Origin of the sequence: Bacillus cereus group sp. MYBK227-1, assembly GCF_051916325.1 — a bacterium.
In the GTDB taxonomy this organism is placed as follows: domain Bacteria; phylum Bacillota; class Bacilli; order Bacillales; family Bacillaceae_G; genus Bacillus_A; species Bacillus_A cereus.
In genome coordinates this window covers 136,813-153,973 of the sequence record NZ_JBQAGK010000005.1, presented here as the reverse complement: position 1 = coordinate 153,973, position 17,161 = coordinate 136,813, and the positions used below count along the sequence as shown (strand labels likewise).

Here is a 17,161-nt window from a genome sequence, read left to right as displayed (position 1 = left end):
AAACAGTATGATGCGTCATGACATCGATATGACAATTGTCATGTATTCTTTATGAGAGGAATCAACCCGCATACCGCAAGCGAGTAGCAGGACGAAAATAAACATGATACAATCGGATAAGATATATATTCGAGGAAGGACAGTGGTTTTCATGATTATTCGTAATGAACAAGATTTAGAAGGCTTACGAAAAATCGGCCGCATCGTTGCGCTTGCACGTGAAGAAATGAAAAAACAAGCGAAGCCAGGTATGACAACGAAAGAGCTTGATTTGATCGGTAAAAAAGTATTAGATGAGCATGGTGCTATTTCTGCACCTGAAAAAGAATATGATTTCCCAGGTGTAACTTGCATTAGTGTAAATGAGGAAGTTGCTCATGGTATTCCAGGAGATCGCGTATTAAAAGAAGGCGACTTAGTAAACGTCGATGTATCTGCTGCACTTGATGGCTATTATGCAGATACAGGCATTTCATTTGTTCTTGGAGAAGACGAGGCAAAAGAAAAACTTTGCCAAGCAGCAGTTGATGCATTTTGGGCAGCAATGAAAAAGGTTAGAGCTGGCTCAAAACAAAATCAAATTGGTCGTGCTGTTTCAAACTTCGCACATAAAAGTGGATACAATGTTATTCAAAACTTAACTGGTCACGGCATTGGTCTTAGCTTACATGAAGCACCAAATCACATTTTAAGTTACTATGATCCAATGGATAATGCGCTTCTAAAAGACGGTCTTGTTATCGCTGTAGAACCGTTCATCTCTATGAAAGCTGATCATATTATTGAACGTGGTGACGACGGTTGGACATTCGTTACACCTGATAAAAGTCTTGTTGCACAATGTGAACATACTGTTGTCGTAACACGCGGCGAGCCAATAATCTTAACAGAAATCTAATACCAAAAACGGCTGTTTTGTAGATTCATTCCACATAAAACAGCCGTTTTTATTTTTGGGAAAATATGTGAACCATTGTTGAACTCTTTATCATTTAAGTATATAATCTTTAGCGGAGGTTACTTAAGCTTATCTTTACTAAAAAGATATTGTAACTAAGGAGTAAAACACCTTCTTTCTTATTGTTTAAACAGGCTCAAAAATGACCGTAGTAACGTGTTAGTCGAATATTCTGTAATCCTTATATTTCTCTAACAATGTAAGAAACTATCACCTTTCAACTTCGGTCCACTAGTCGCACAACTCTCTTTAGACAAAATAAATGACTATTTTCAAAGTACATATTGTCTTCATTCTGACCAAAACCAACTCTATCTAGATTTTTATTTCCACATAACTTTAAGGCAAAAATAAGCCTTCACAAAGGGATACACTACCTTGGTTAGTATGTATCGTAAAACTTACCTTTATAACCATTCTTTTTTACTAGATATACATGAAAACTATCTCACATATAAAGGTCTGATATCATTATTTATATCAGTATTTTTTTCGACATTTTTTGTCGAATTGTGTATATTTCCATAGAACTGTGTAAATATACATTTTGTTTTACGTTAAATAATATTGCTTTGAACATAATTCTGTTTGTCTGAGAACGCGTATAGAAACGGAGGGATAACAAAAATAAATAGCTTATAACAAATACTTTTAATATTCCATTTGTTCATGTGGAATAAGTCCCCAATGGACAAATGAATGTTCAGAGGAGGAAAAATGAAAAAACTTTTTAATGTATGTTTAATTGTATTCGTACTATTTTCGCAACTTGCTAGTTTTCCATACAATCAAGTAAGTGCGGAAACCTTAACAGGAGATTCCTTATTTGACACTGTTGAAATGAAAGATGCAACGAATCATATTATTGACGAATCAAAAAATCCTAACAATTTAATAAAGATAGGATCAACCATTCAAGTAGAATACGCTTGGTCAATAAAGGATCAACAAGTTGCACACGTAAATGATACAGCAGTAGTTCAAATACCACTTGCATTAAAAGTATCTAAAGATTTGCAAGGGGATTTAGTAACAGATCAAAAAAATATTGGTCAATATTTTATAACAGCTAAAGATAATAAATTAAAATTAATATTTAATGATCAAGTAGAAAATTTGAAAGACGCTAAAGGAAAAATTAAAGTTGATACCGTGTTTAACTCAACTTTAAAACCTGGGGAAAAATCAGTTCAAATCGCTTTTCCTTTAGGAACAATGGTTCAGCCTATATCAGTTCCTGTTCAAGTAGAAAACTCTAAAGAAGATGGCACCAAACAGGATACTAATAAACAAGCGCAAGATCCAGTAGCTAAACCTGTTACTAACAATCCGGAGCAAGATCCAGCAACTAAAACTGTTACTGATAATCCGGAACAAAACCCAGCAGCTAAAACTGCCACTGATAATCCGGAACAAAACCCAGCAGCTAAAATTGCTACTGACAATCCAGAACAAAAGCTATCAAGCGACCCTGCTGAGAATACAAATTCAGGTCCAAAGCAAATAACAACAAACATTTTAACCAGTGTAAAGTTGACGGATAAAGACGGAAAACCATTTACAGAGGATAACCGTCCAAGTACAGATTCCCCTGCCAATATTGAGTTTACATGGGAACTTTTAAAATCAATGAATGTGAAAAATGGAGATTACTATATTTTTGATCTTCCTAAACATTTTAAGATTTACAATACAATTAACAGTCCTTTATATGATAGTGAAAACCATCAAATTGGTAATTTCACTGTTACAAAAGATGGAAAAGTCACGATGACATTCAACGATTATGTTGAAGAGCATCCAGATGTTGCTGGTAACCTACAATTAAAGACAGAATTTAATAAAGCTGAAATTAAAGGTACAACAACACAAGAAATTCCTTTCCCGATTAAAGATAAGGATGTTTCTATTACAGTTGACTTTAAGCCTAATGTACAAACAGCTACGAATAAAAAGGGTTTACCTGATAGACCAATTAATACAAATGAAATTAATTGGAAAGTAGAGATGAACAAAACGAAAGACACCCTTAAAAACGCTGTTTTTAAAGATAACATTCCACAGGGTACAAGCTTAAATAAAGATTCTATTAAAGTTTATTATTTAGAAGTTGATGTTAATGGGAATGTAACGCGTGGTGCAGAAGCTGAGCCAACAGATTACAATATTATTTCATCAGATGGCTCAAAATTGGAGATTGCTTTCAAAGATTCTATCAATAAAGCATATCAAATCGAATATGCCACAAAAATTACTGATGAAAATATTAAAAGTTTCCGAAATAACGTTACGATAACGAGTGATAATCAAAAGCAACAAAACGCAAGTTCTACTGTAACGGTTTCTCGTGGTACACACTTAAATAAAACAAGTAAATATGATCCAAAGACGCAAACAATTGAGTGGACAATTACTTACAATGGTGATCAAAGAGAGATCAAAAAAGCAGATGCGATTTTAAAAGATATTTTTGACGATACACACGAACTAGATGCAAATTCTATTGTTGTAAAAAACGCTTCATATAATGAAAAAGGAACGCTTGTAACAGGAGACGCTGTTAATAATTACACTGTAAGTAACAAGAAGAATGGATTCGATTTACAGTTTAATGATGATATTAATAGTGCTTATGTGATTACCTATAAAACCAAGCCAACTAATAAAGTTATAGAAGATGGAAAAGTAAAAAATAAAGTTACAGCTGATAATGATTCAAGTAAAGAAAATGAAGCTAGCTTCAAGCAGCAAAATATTATTAAATCTAATAATAAAGCTGAAACAAATTATAAAGACAAAACAACAACTTGGACAATTATAGTAAATAATAACAACTATCCATTAAGCAACGCGATTATTACGGACACCTTTGATCATGGTGGATTACAATTAAAAGATAAGAAACTAGAAATTAAAGACGGAAATTATACCCTTCAAGCTGGGACTGACTATGTTTTAGATGTAACAGATAAAGGCTTCAAAATTACTCTTATAGGTACGTATCAGTCTAATATGACAAAGACATTAGTCGTAAAATATACGACAGACTTTGATTATACAAAGCTAGAAAGTGGTAAAACTTCATTTAAAAATACAGGTAACCTTTCTTGGATAGATACGGATTCTAATCCACAATCAAATAAAGTTGAAGCTAATTTCGATCCTGATACTTTCACAAAGGCAAATGGTTATAAATACGGTTCTTATAACGCCCAAACGAAGGAAATTACTTGGATAATAGGCTTTAACTATAATAATGTTGAGATTAAAGATCCTTATGTTATAGACGTAATACAAGATAAACAAAAATTAGTGCCTGGATCCATTGAAGTGCGCGATATGATTCTAAATGGAAATCCTGATAATGCACAACCTGGTAATGCTGTACCAACTGAGAAATATGAACTTGAAGAACCTACAGAGAAAAATAAAAACACCCTAAAGGTTCATTTCAAACAATCAATTAATTCACCTTACTATATTATCTTTAAAACAAGCCTTGATGGTGAACTTATCCAAGGCACCTACAAAAACGAGGCAGATTTAAAAGATGGCTCTAAAATCGTAAACACCCTTACAGGTGACACTCAAGTAAATAAAGGTGGTAGCTTCGTTACTAAAAAAGCTGTGCAAGACGACAACTATATTAATTGGAGTATCGCAATTAACGAAAGCCAATCAACCATTGCAGATGCCGTTGTAACAGATGACCCAACCGAAAATCAGGTAATTGTGGAAGATTCATTCCACTTATATCCTACAACTGTTGATCCATATGGAAATTTAACAAAAGATACAGTAAACGAATTAAAAGAAGGAACAGACTATAAACTCAAAATAACAACAGACAATAATACCGGAAAGCAACATTTCGAAATTGCCTTCTTGAAAAAAATTGATCGAGCTTATATTTTAGAATATCGCTCACTTATTAATGCAGACGATAAAGAAAAAGTAAGTAATAAAGCGAAAATCACAGGCAATAAGTTGACAGTTAAAAACACAGAAACTACTGAAACGATTGAAGTGAGAATGTCTTCTGGTTCAGGCGGAGGATCTGCTACTAAAGGCCGTGGAAACCTTGAAATTATAAAGGTAGATAACGACAATAAGAACGCACTATTAGCTGGGGCAGAATTTACTTTATACGATCGTACAGGTAAAACTGTTATCCGTAAAATTACAACAGACAAAGACGGTATCGCTAAATTTAATAATTTAAAACGCGATAAATATTTATTAAAAGAAACAAAGGCTCCTGAAGGCTATGTAATTAGCTGGGATTTAAAACAAGGGAAAATTGTTGAACTTGGTACACAAGAGACTACAACATATAAACTTGCAAATAAGAAGTTTGTCGGTAAAGTAGTTTTAACAAAGTCTGATGACCTGAATAAAAACGTCACACTGCAAGGTGCCGTTTTCACACTACTTGATAAAGACAAAAAAATAATTTCAGAACACGAAAAATTAACAACAAATGATCAAGGACAAATTACTGTAGATAATTTAAAACCAGGAACTTACTACTTACAAGAAACAACTGCTCCTGAGCATTATAAATTAGACAGTACACCTATTCAATTCACAATCAAAGAAGATCAAACAACAGTAATAAACCGAACTGCAATAAACAGTTTGATTCCAGGATCGGCCATTTTAACAAAATTCGATAAAGATGGAAAAACTTTAGCAGGTGCGGAGTTCAGTGTACGCAATCGATATAACAAAGTAATTCGTGGATATGAAAAATTAACGACAAATGATCAAGGACAAATCGAAGCAAAAGATTTACGCCCTGGAGACTATCAATTTGTCGAAGAAAAAGCACCTAAAGATTACGACATAGATAAAAAACCAATTGAGTTTACAATTATAAAAAGTCAAAAGAAAGCAGTTACTGTTACTGCGACGAATCACCTCATTAAAGGTGGTGTCACTTTAACAAAAGTCGATGATGTCGATGGCACTGCCCTTGAAGGTGCTGTATTTAAAATTGTCGATGCGAATGACGAGAAACAAGTAATTCGTGAAAATATAAAAACAGGTTCAGATGGAAAAGTTACCGTTAAAGATTTAGAGCCTGGTGCTTATAAATTTATCGAAACAGAAGCTCCTAAGGATTATACGTTAAGTACAAACCCTATCGAGTTTACAATTGATAAAAGCCAACAAGCTCTTGCTACTGTTACGGCAAATAACAGCTTAAAAACGGGCGAGGTTGAATTATTAAAAGTTGATGAGTTTGGTGAGAAAAAACCACTAGAAGGTGCTGTATTCAAACTTGTCGATACAAATAATAATGACGTTTCCCCTCACACTAACTTAACTACTGATAAATACGGTAAAGTTAAAGTTAGTAACCTACGTCCTGGTACGTATAAATTTATTGAAATAGCTGCTCCTGAACATTACGTTTTACGAGCAGAACCTATTGAATTTACAATCGATAGAAGTCAGAAAGAAACTCTACTTGTGAAAGCTGAAAATGCTTTAAAACCAGGAGATGTTGAATTAACAAAAGTTGATGATATCGATGGTACAGCTCTTGAAGGTGCTGTATTTAAAATTGTTGATGCAAATGATGAAAAGAAAGTTATTCGCGAAAATGTAAAAACTGGTGCGGATGGTAAAGCTATCGCTACTGGCTTACGCCCTGGCGATTATAAATTTATCGAAGTAACAGCACCGAAGTATTACGACAAAAATACAAAACCAATTAAATTTACGATTACAGAAAGTCAAACAACTCAGGCTACTGTTACCGCTAAAAACAGCTTAACAAAAGGCGGTATTGAGTTAACAAAAGTGAATGCTGCAGATGAAAAGGAAACACTTGAAGGTGCAGTATTTAAAATCGTTAATAGAGATACTAATGAAGATGTTCGTACGGACCTTGTTACGAATAGTAAAGGAATGCTAGTTGTAGATGACTTACGTCCTGGTAACTATAAGCTTATCGAAACAAAGGCTCCAACTTATTACGATGTAAATGTAGAACCAATTGAATTTACAATCGAAAAAGGACAACAAAAACTCCTTCCACTTACATTTAAAAATAGTTTAACAAAAGGAAAAGTTAAACTTATTAAAGAAGATGATGTGGAAAGTAGTAAAGCTCTTGCCGGCGCTGTATTCACATTGCAAGATGCAACTGGCAAAGAAATTATGAAAGATTTAACAACAGATGATTACGGAGTATTAGTTATTCCTGATTTAGCACCAGGGGATTATCAATTTATCGAAACAAAAGCCCCTGAACATTATAAATTAGACAAAACACCTATTAAGTTCACAATTAAAAAAGGTAGTAAGGAAGATCTTCCTATCCCTGTTACTGTAAAAAATAGTTTACTTACAGGTGGCGTCACTTTAACAAAAGTTGATGATGTTGATGGCACTATTCTTGAAGGTGCAGAATTTATAATCGTTGACGCTCATGATACTAAAAAGGTAATTCGCAAAGGTTTAACGACTGATAAAAACGGTAAAATTTCTGCTTCTGATTTACGTCCTGGAGACTATCAATTTATTGAAGTAAAAGCTCCAAAAGACTATACCTTAAGCAAAGACCCTATTCCGTTCACTATCGAAAAAAGTCAAAAAGAGAATATTACTGTTACTGCTACTAACAGTTTAAAGAAAGGTGCAGTAACATTAACAAAAATTGACGACATCGATCGTACGATGCTCGAAGGTGCAATCTTTAAGATTGTTGATATGAATGGTAAGGAAGTTCATACGAATCTTGTTACAGATAAAAACGGTAAAATTTCTGTTTCTGATTTACGCCCTGGAGACTATCAGTTCATTGAAACAAAAGCTCCTGAGCACTATGTATTAGATAAAACAACGATTCCATTTACAATTGAAAGAAGTCAAACGAAAGAGATCAATGTTACAGGCAAAAATGCTTTGAAAAACGGTAGCGTTGAACTAACAAAGATTGACGATATTGATATAAATACAAAACTTGCTAACGCCGTATTTAATTTATTAGATGCAGACGGAGAGCTAGTTAAAGAAGGCTTAAAAACAAATGATGAAGGTAAAATTGTTGTTGAAAACCTACGTCCTGGTACGTATCAATTCGTTGAAATAATTGCTCCTGAACATTACGATTTAGATAAAAAACCTATCGTATTTACAATTAAAAAGAGCCAAACTGAAACTCTTCATGTCACTGCTACAAATGCTTTAACAAAGGGTGCAGTTAAACTTTCTAAAGTTGATGATGTTGATGGCACTGTTCTTAAAGATGCAGTATTTAAAATTGTTAATATGAATGGTGATGTAGTTCATAAAGACCTTGTTACAAATGAACAAGGAATAATCGAAATTAACGACCTACGTCCTGGTGATTACCAATTTATCGAAACGAAAGCTCCGAAGCATTACGTTTTAGATGAAACACCAATCAAATTCACTATTGAAAAAGGACAGAAGAAAGCTATTTCTTTAACTGCTACAAATAGCTTAAAACAAGGTAGTATCGAATTACTTAAAGTTGATGATTTAAACACTCAAACAAAACTTGCCGATGCGGTATTTAATTTACTAGATCAAGATGGCAAAGTACTTAAAACAGATTTAAAAACAAACAGTGAAGGTAAAATCGTTATCGAAAACTTACGTCCTGGTACGTACCAATTCGTTGAAATAACGGCTCCTGAACACTATGATTTAGACAAAAAACCAATTATATTTACAATTGAAAAAAGCCAAAAAGATATTGCTACCGTTACTATGAAAAATAGTTTAACAAAAGGCGGCGTGGAACTTTCTAAAGTGGATGACGTCGATGGCACTACTCTCGAAGGCGCAGTATTTAAAATTACGGATATGAATGGTACTGTAATTCGCAAAAATCTTGTTACGAATCAACAAGGTAAAATTAGCGTTTCTGACCTACGTCCTGGTGATTATCAATTCATCGAGACAACGGCTCCGAAACACTACGATTTAAACAAAGAGCCAATTCCATTCACAATTACAAAGAGCCAAGCTGATCCTATCTCCGTTACAGCTACAAATAGCTTAACGAAAGGCGCTGTGGAACTTTCTAAAGTGGATGATGTAGATGCTACTGCTCTTAAAGATGCGGTATTTAAAATTACTGATCTGAATGGTAAAGACATTCGTACTGAGCTTACAACAGATGTACACGGAAAAATTTCTGTTTCTGATTTACGTCCTGGGGACTATCAGTTTGTTGAAACGAAAGCTCCTGAACACTATAAATTAGATAGTACACCTATTAAGTTTACAATTAAGAAAAGCCAAAAAGAAATGCTCCAAGTTACTGCTACAAATAGCTTAACTGAGGGTTCTGTAGAATTAATAAAAGTAGATGATATAAATCCAGATACAAAACTTTCTGATGCAGTGTTTAACATCATCGATGCGAAAGGTAAAATTGTTCGCACTGATTTAACTACTGATAAAGATGGGAAGATTACTGCTACGAACTTACGCCCAGGAGACTATCAATTCATTGAAACGAAAGCTCCGAAAGATTACGATTTAAATAAAACACCTATTAGCTTCACTATTGAAAGAAGTCAACTAACTCACGCTTCTGTTACTGCTAAGAATGGCCTAACAAAAGGTGGCGTGGAATTAACGAAAGTTGACTCTATAGATAAGAAAGAAATGCTAGAAGGTGCGGTATTTAAAATTACTGATCTGAACGGTAACGACATTCGTACGAATTTAGTTACCAATAAAGACGGAAAAATCATCGCTAAAGACTTACAACCAGGAGACTATCAATTTATTGAAACAAAAGCTCCTAAACATTACGACTTAAATGAAGAACCAATTAAGTTCACAATCGAAAGAAGTCAAACAAAGCATGTCTTCGTTACAGCTATTAATAGCTTAACGGAAGGTAGTGTTGAGTTAATTAAAGTTGATGATGCCAAGCAAAACACAACACTTGAAGGTGCAGTATTTAAAATTGTTAATAAGGATGGACACGATGTTCGTACCGATTTAACTACTGATAAAAACGGCCGTTTAGTTGTGGATGAATTACCGCCAGGAGACTATGAGTTTATCGAAACGAAAGCTCCTGAACACTATGACTTAAACAAAACACCTATTAAGTTCACAGTTAAAAAAGGACAAGAAAAAATCGCCTCTGTTACTGCTACGAATAGCTTAACTAAAGGCGCAGTTGAATTAACTAAAGTTGATGACATCGATGGTACTACTCTTGAAGGAGCAATCTTTAAAATTGTAGATATGGACGGCAAGGATGTTCGTTCTGATTTAACTACTGATAAAGATGGGAAGATTTCTGTTTCTGATTTACGTCCGGGAGATTATCAGTTCATTGAAACGAAAGCTCCAACTGGCTATGATTTAAACATTAAACCAATTCCTTTCACAATTACGAAAGGACAATCTCAGATTACCTCTGTTACAGCTTTAAATAGTTTAACAACAGGTTCAATTGAGTTAACTAAAGTTGATATTGATCACCATGGAACACTTGAAGGTGCCATTTTCAATATTTTAGACCAAGATGGAAAAATCATCCGAGAAGGTTTAAAAACAGACCAACACGGAAAAGTAATCGTAAATGATTTGAAACCTGGTAATTATCAATTAGTAGAAACACAGGCTCCTAAAGGCTATCAATTAGATGCATCACCAATAAACCTTACAATTGATAAAGCCCAAGCTACACCACTACAAATTACAGTTTCAAATAAAAAGATTGAATCTTCGTCAGGTGGAGATGACAAGCCAGTTACTCCTCCAAATAAAGAAGAGAACAAAGGCAATGAAACATCTGAGAAACACAAAAACGGAACTTCCGAAGAAACATCAAATGAAACAGATAACAAACAGCAAGATGATCGAAATACGGATAAACACCTTCCAAATACAGGTCATAAAGAAGACCCTACACAAACAGTAGGTACCGTCCTTCTACTAGCTGGATTATTAAGTATTTTAGCTACAAAACGCAAAAAAAATTATTAATAATTTTTTCACATCCAATCAATCTCTCAATTGATTGGATGTTTTTTTATACAAAAAGGACGATACATAAAGTATCGTCCTTTTAACGGGGTGAGGCTGCCCAAAAGTACGGAAAACCTTTGAACAGCCTCTTATTTTCATATGGATGCCTTACATATATCACTGATAATAATTATGAAATGCGGAAACATAATTACCATCAACTGATTCAAACATGAGAAATGAAGCCCTACAGTGGTTCCATTTCTCTACATAATCTAAAGTTTGGGTACACTAGATTCATGCAATGTAGGAGCTTTCAGAGTAGAAAGCGAACCTTCGTTTAAAATGATAGCATACATATCTTCCTCAAAAATATGCAAATATGCATATATTGTTTTTATTTCTCAATGTCAGAATATTGAAAAACAAAAGACTCGAAGATAAAATAAAGTCATTATCCGTCTTCTTTTGTCAGTCACAGAGAATAGAAGAATAGGAGAGGAAAAAATGAGAAAATCATTGAAACAAAAAATAGTAAGCTCTTTGCTTGCTGTATCACTCGCTGTTAGCTTAGCTCCAATTGGGCAAGCAAAAGCGGATTCTACGTCAGAGGTTACACAAACTCCATCTATTACAAAACAGATTGATCCAAACCGCGCAATTGAACATGTTCGTTTCTTATCTGAAACAATTGGTCCTCGACCCGGTGGAACAAAATCCGAAGAATGGGCTTCTCGTTACATTGGTATGCAGCTTAAATCAATGGGCTATGACGTAGAATATCAACCATTTCAGGTGCCCGATCAATACGTTGGATTCATTGAATCACCACTATCAACAAAACGTAATTGGCAAGCTGGTGCTGCTCCTAATGCACTCATTTCTACAGAAGCTGTTACAGCTCCCCTTATCTTTGTTCAAGGTGGGACAAAATTAGAAGATATTCCAAATGAAGTAAACGGTAAAATTGTTTTATTTGAAAGAGGAACGACAGTTACAGACTATAATAAACAAGTTGAAAATGCTATTAGCAAAGGTGCAAAAGGTGTTCTTTTATACAGTTTAATTGGCGGACGCGGAAATTATGGACAAACCTTCAATCCCCGCCTAACGAAAAAGCAATCTATCCCTGTCTTTGGTCTTGCTTATGCGCAAGGAAATGCATTTAAAGAAGAAATCGCTAAAAAAGGGACAACAATTCTTTCCCTAAAAGTGAGACATGAATCTAAATTAACATCTCTAAATGTTATCGCCAAAAAGAAACCAAAAAAGAGTACAGGTAATGAGAAAGCAGTCGTTGTAAGCTCGCACTATGATAGTGTTGTCGGAGCACCTGGCGCAAATGATAATGCTTCTGGAACTGGATTAGTATTAGAACTAGCTCGTGCTTTTCAAAATGTAGAAACTGATAAAGAAATTCGCTTTATTACCTTTGGTTCTGAAGAAACTGGATTACTTGGTTCGGATTATTACGTGAATAGTCTATCCCAAAAAGAACGCGACCGTATTTTAGGTGTCTTTAACGCCGACATGGTTGCAACAAATTATGATAAAGCAAAGAATTTATACGCTATGACACCTGATGGCTCTACAAACTTTGTAACAGACGCTGCCTTGCAAGCAGGTAAACAACTAAATAATGACCTCGTCCTACAAGGTAAATTCGGTTCTAGTGATCATGTTCCATTTGCTGAAGCTGGTATTCCTGCTGCTCTATTCATTTGGATGGGTGTCGATAGTTGGAATCCATTAATCTATCATATTGAGAAGGTATACCATACACCTCAAGATAACGTATTAGAAAACATTTCACCTGAACGAATGAGAATGGCATTAGACGTTATCGGAACAGGAGTTTATAACTCGCTTCAAAAACCTGTTCCTCAAACTGAACAGAAAGCTGCTTAATCATTTAAAAGACCACTGATTTTATCAGTGGTCTTTTATTGAGAAAAAATATATATGCATAAAAGCATATTTTATCCTACCCATTATCGTATACAATATTAACTGTAACAACACCGATTACAACTAATAAGGAGGCTTTTTCTATTATGAAAAAAATGATTTTAGCAGGTGCATTAACTTTAGCAGGAATTACTGGAGCTACTGCGTTTATTCCTGAAACAAAAGTCGCTGCTGCCGCTCAAGAACAAAGCTTTACAAAATTTTATTCTTTGCAAACTGGAGGTAGTTCTGAACAAGAACCTATTTTCCTTCAAAAAGGACAAGAACTAAAACAGCAAAACTCCTAGTTACAGTGTTTATGACTCAAATCATAACCTAATTGGACGTTATTCTGATGGTTACGGGCGAATTTTCACTGCAAAAACAGATGGAAATATGTATGTTCAATTTCATGCACCTTACGTTTACTATAGTCCTGTTAGTTTTTCTGTTACTTATACTATTCAATAAAAAAGAGGTCCTTTATAGGGCCCCTTTTATTTCTCTTGCCAATTCACTTTTACGAATCCATCTTTCACTTTTAATCCGCTTATATTCAATACATACTCTTCATTTGCTTTTAAAGTAACTGTAAAACTACCTTTTTTCGATTCACAGATTTCCTTTAACTCTTTTATACCTTCTCCTCGTCTTTCATACACGCTAAAGCATAAGTTCCCTCGTTTTGCATCTGTCTCATAAGAAAATGTCGCTTCTGTGTCCTTCTCATACTGAAGTTCAATATCTTTACCGGCAATATCCCATGATGAGAATTTCGCCTCGTAACTTGTCTCCCCTTGCTTCTCATTTTCTAAATATATATCTCCCGCTTTCCACGCGTCATCTAACGTTTGTGCAAAAGCAAAGCCACTAAGTAATACAAACATTGTACTTGCCAATATCGCAACTAATGTTACTTTCTGTTTTTTAACAAAGTTCATCTTATATTCTCCTTCAACTTTCTTTTTACTTCTTCTTACCATATATAACAAAAAACCGATAAAAAATGGAAATATAACCGCTAAGACACTCCATCCTTTACTCATTTGATGTGCTTTAGCATCTGTATATACCCATGATGCAACACATATTAAAAGTGCTATAAAAGCTAAAAACATCGTCACTCCAGCTACTTCAAATAGTACAAACGGATTAGCGAACTCTTTCATGTAATTTATACTCCTTCTTTAAAAATGACTGTATTACAACATATATCGGAATGTATACATGCATCATAATCACAATGGCTATTAACATAGGAATTTTATAATCCAAATGAGTGACAAATTGTTCTATAACAATTGTTAACAAAACAATCCAAATGGTGTGAATACAAATCATCCATTTCCTCTCTAACTTCTGAGCCTTTCGCACGCCCTGCTTCGTGTTATTTATTAGCTCTTCGCTTGGAGTTATCTCTTCTGCTAAACTGCTCTTTATTTTCTGTTCAAATTTATCTTCCTTCATGAACGAACCCCTCCAAATGTTCTCGCATTTTCTTTTTCCCATAATTAAGCCGATACTTTACCGTACCAATCGGTATATTTAATATTTCGCTCATTTCTTTATAAGAGTATTGTTCATAATAGTAGAGTACGAGCACGGTTTTATATTTTTCATTCAATAGCTGTATAACTTCCCGTATCATTTCCGCTTCCACTTTTTGAATAAATTCTTCTGATATATTCACATCATCTGCGAAATCTATTTCTCCACCATCCTCTTTATGAAACAAATCCAATATTCGATCTTTCCACCTTTTTTTCTTACGATAAAAATCATAAAACGTACGAACACAAATTGTAGTAATCCATTTTTTATAATTCTCCACGTAAGAAAGTTGGTGCCGCGATGAAAAAACTTTTATCCATGTCTCTTGAAAAATATCTTCCGCGTCTTCTTTCGTCTTTGCTAACTTATAGCATAAGGAATATATTTGCTGCTTATATATATCAATTAATTCTTCTATCTTTTCTTCCATCATAAGCCTCCTGTCATTTATATAAGACGACGCAAATTCCCCTTTTGTTTGATAAATTTTTTTTATTATCTCCACATAAAAAGGCAATCACAACATCGTGTGATTGCCTTTTATTTAAAAACGAAAGTCCGCTTCCGCTTTTCTTCATTACATTTTTTCTGGTGCAGATACTCCTACGATTGCTAATGCATTTTGAAGTGTAGTGCGTACTGCTTTCATTAACTCGTAACGAGCTTTACTTAATTCTAAGTTATCTTGGTTTAATACTTTTTCTGCATTGTAGAAGCTGTGTAATGTTGCTGCTAATTCAAATGCATAGTTTGTAATACGGTGTGGTAGACGTTTTTGTGCTGCATCCGCAACTACCGCTGGGAATTCACCAAGTTTTTTCAGTAACTCTACTTCTTTTTCAGAAGTAACAAGTTTGTAGTTCACATCTCCGCCTGTAGCTAATCCTAATTCCTCACCTTGGCGAAGGATGCTGCATACGCGAGCGTGAGCGTATTGTGCATAGTATACTGGGTTTTCATTAGATTTTGATACAGCTAAGTCCATATCGAAGTCTAAATGAGAGTCACCGCTACGCATTGCGAAGAAGTAACGCATTGCGTCCACGCCTACTTCTTCCATAAGCTCACGAAGTGTAACTGCTTTACCCGTACGCTTACTCATCTTCATTTTTTCACCATTTTGGTATAGTTGTACCATTTGGATGATTTCTACTTCAAGCGTGTCTTTATCGTAACCAAGTGCTTGAATAGCAGCTTTCATACGTGGAATATAACCGTGATGGTCAGCACCCCAAATGTTAATTAACTTATCGAAACCACGCTCTAATTTATCACGATGATACGCGATATCTGGCGTTAAGTATGTGTAAGAACCGTCATTTTTAATTAATACACGGTTTTTATCGTCACCGTAAGTCATTGAACGGAACCAAGTTGCACCGTCTTCTTCAAAGATCTCGTCGCGCTCTTTTAATACAGCAAGAGCTTGATCAATTTTTCCGTTTTTGTATAATGATGTTTCTGAGAACCATACATCAAATTTAACACGGAAGCTTTCTAAGTCTTTTTGAAGTTTTGCTAACTCATATTTTAAACCGTACTCACGGTAGAATTCATAGCTTTCTTTTTCATCAGCTTTCGCATAACGATCGCCAAACTCTTCTGCTAAACGTTTACCGATTCCAATGATGTCCGCACCATGGTATCCGTCTTCTGGCATTTCTTTCTCTAAGCCTAAAGCTTGCATGTAACGAGCTTCAACAGAAAGAGCTAAGTTATGAATTTGGTTACCAGCGTCATTAATGTAGTACTCACGAGATACATCGTATCCTGCTTTTGCTAATAGGTTACATAAAGTGTCACCTACTGCCGCACCGCGTGCATGTCCTAAGTGAAGGTCACCTGTTGGATTCGCAGATACGAACTCAACTTGTACTTTTTCACCTTTACCAGTATTCGTTTCACCGTAAGCTTCACCAGCGTTTACGATTGTTGGAATTAAATCTGTTAAGTAGCTATTATCCATATAGAAGTTAATAAAACCAGGACCAGCGATTTCGATTTTTTCAATAGAAGCTTTTGCTTTATCGAAGTTTGCAACTAGTTCTTCTGCAATCATACGAGGTGCTTTTTTCGCAACGCGTGCAAGTTGCATTGCCATATTTGTAGAGAAGTCACCATTTGTTTTATCTTTTGGAGATTCTAATACAACGTTTGGAATTTGTTCTTCTGTCGCTAATTCTGCCTTTAATACAGCAGCCTGAATTTCTTCTTTAATCAATCCTTTTACCTGTTCTAAGGAATTCATTATTTTGCCTCCTTCAAATTAATTGTAATAGTATATCTGCCAGCTTCTTGTTCACTTAGAAGCAATGCGTACGTTAAGAAGAGTTGTCCTTTTTTCTTTTCATCCGACCATTTAAAAAGAACGTTATCAGTCTTTGTTTGCAATGCAAACGTACCAAGTTCACTCGTATACGTACCAGTTGTCCATTCACCTTTCACATGCGTCTGACGCATAGAAACAGCACCTGAACGCATAATGAGAACTTGTTCATCTTGAATTTTAATAATTGTTTTCACTTCGCCTTGTTCGTTCGGCTCCTGGAATGTTACATATGTACCTTGACCTTTTACATAGTATTGACCATTTGCTTCAAAAGCAACGGTTTCCTTCCTCGCCCCTTCACGGATTTCTGTTACGAAATGAACGTGTACCGGCAAGCCTGCAAGTTGTTTCTCCACGTCTTGCACACCTTTCAAATGTTATAGATATTAAATACTACTTAT

Annotated in this window: 8 protein-coding genes and 1 pseudogene; 4 read left to right on the top strand and 5 right to left on the bottom strand. The window is 34.8% G+C overall.

The genetic code is table 11. From position 1 onward, the window contains the following. The first annotated feature begins 103 nt into the window (after positions 1–103). From map to ACTFRM_RS22075, 4 genes and pseudogenes are all read left to right on the top strand, one after another. Positions 104–898, top strand: a complete 795-nt coding sequence (gene map, locus ACTFRM_RS22090; protein WP_003313889.1) for a type I methionyl aminopeptidase — start codon at positions 104–106, stop codon at positions 896–898. 777 nt (positions 899–1,675) lie between these two features. Beyond that, entirely contained in the window at positions 1,676–10,951 is a 9,276-nt protein-coding gene (locus tag ACTFRM_RS22085) for a SpaA isopeptide-forming pilin-related protein (RefSeq protein WP_440043598.1), read from the top strand. Between the two features lie 489 nt (positions 10,952–11,440). Beyond that, positions 11,441–12,841 (top strand): M28 family metallopeptidase, encoded by a 1,401-nt coding sequence (locus ACTFRM_RS22080; protein WP_001232214.1) that lies wholly within the window; start codon positions 11,441–11,443, stop codon positions 12,839–12,841. A 146-nt stretch (positions 12,842–12,987) separates the two neighbouring features. Next, positions 12,988–13,351: pseudogene (locus tag ACTFRM_RS22075) on the top strand (hypothetical protein). A 26-nt stretch (positions 13,352–13,377) separates the two neighbouring features. On the opposite strand, the gene ACTFRM_RS22070 reads toward ACTFRM_RS22075, so the two are convergent. From ACTFRM_RS22070 to ACTFRM_RS22050, 5 genes are all read right to left on the bottom strand, one after another. After that, positions 13,378–14,049 (bottom strand): hypothetical protein, encoded by a 672-nt coding sequence (locus tag ACTFRM_RS22070; RefSeq protein ID WP_000657194.1) that lies wholly within the window; start codon positions 14,047–14,049, stop codon positions 13,378–13,380. Next, positions 14,033–14,347 (bottom strand): hypothetical protein, encoded by a 315-nt coding sequence (locus ACTFRM_RS22065; protein ID WP_000656685.1) that lies wholly within the window; start codon positions 14,345–14,347, stop codon positions 14,033–14,035. The genes ACTFRM_RS22070 and ACTFRM_RS22065 overlap by 17 nt, the downstream gene beginning before the upstream one ends. Next, a complete protein-coding gene (locus ACTFRM_RS22060; protein WP_002183016.1) occupies positions 14,334–14,861 on the bottom strand; it encodes an RNA polymerase sigma factor in 528 nt (175 codons plus the stop codon). Before ACTFRM_RS22060 ends, ACTFRM_RS22065 begins: the two co-directional genes overlap by 14 nt. 147 nt (positions 14,862–15,008) lie before the next feature. Continuing rightward, entirely contained in the window at positions 15,009–16,679 is a 1,671-nt protein-coding gene (gene argS / locus ACTFRM_RS22055; RefSeq protein WP_001086454.1) for an arginine--tRNA ligase, read from the bottom strand. Next, positions 16,679–17,116 carry a DUF1934 domain-containing protein gene (locus ACTFRM_RS22050; RefSeq protein ID WP_000414867.1) on the bottom strand — a complete coding sequence of 146 codons (438 nt, stop codon included), beginning with the start codon at positions 17,114–17,116 and terminating at the stop codon, positions 16,679–16,681. Before ACTFRM_RS22050 ends, argS begins: the two co-directional genes overlap by 1 nt. Positions 17,117–17,161: the final 45 nt, after the last annotated feature.

What these genes read in the sequence shown, in the direction of transcription:
- argS (WP_001086454.1), bottom strand. Translation starts at nt 16,679, where the DNA reads ATGAATTCCTTAGAACAGGTAAAAGGATTGATTAAAGAAGAAATTCAG.
- map (WP_003313889.1), top strand. Translation starts at nt 104, where the DNA reads ATGATACAATCGGATAAGATATATATTCGAGGAAGGACAGTGGTTTTC.
- ACTFRM_RS22060 (WP_002183016.1), bottom strand. Translation starts at nt 14,861, where the DNA reads ATGGAAGAAAAGATAGAAGAATTAATTGATATATATAAGCAGCAAATA.
- ACTFRM_RS22065 (WP_000656685.1), bottom strand. Translation starts at nt 14,347, where the DNA reads ATGAAGGAAGATAAATTTGAACAGAAAATAAAGAGCAGTTTAGCAGAA.
- ACTFRM_RS22070 (WP_000657194.1), bottom strand. Translation starts at nt 14,049, where the DNA reads ATGAAAGAGTTCGCTAATCCGTTTGTACTATTTGAAGTAGCTGGAGTG.
- ACTFRM_RS22080 (WP_001232214.1), top strand. Translation starts at nt 11,441, where the DNA reads ATGAGAAAATCATTGAAACAAAAAATAGTAAGCTCTTTGCTTGCTGTA.
- ACTFRM_RS22085 (WP_440043598.1), top strand. Translation starts at nt 1,676, where the DNA reads ATGAAAAAACTTTTTAATGTATGTTTAATTGTATTCGTACTATTTTCG.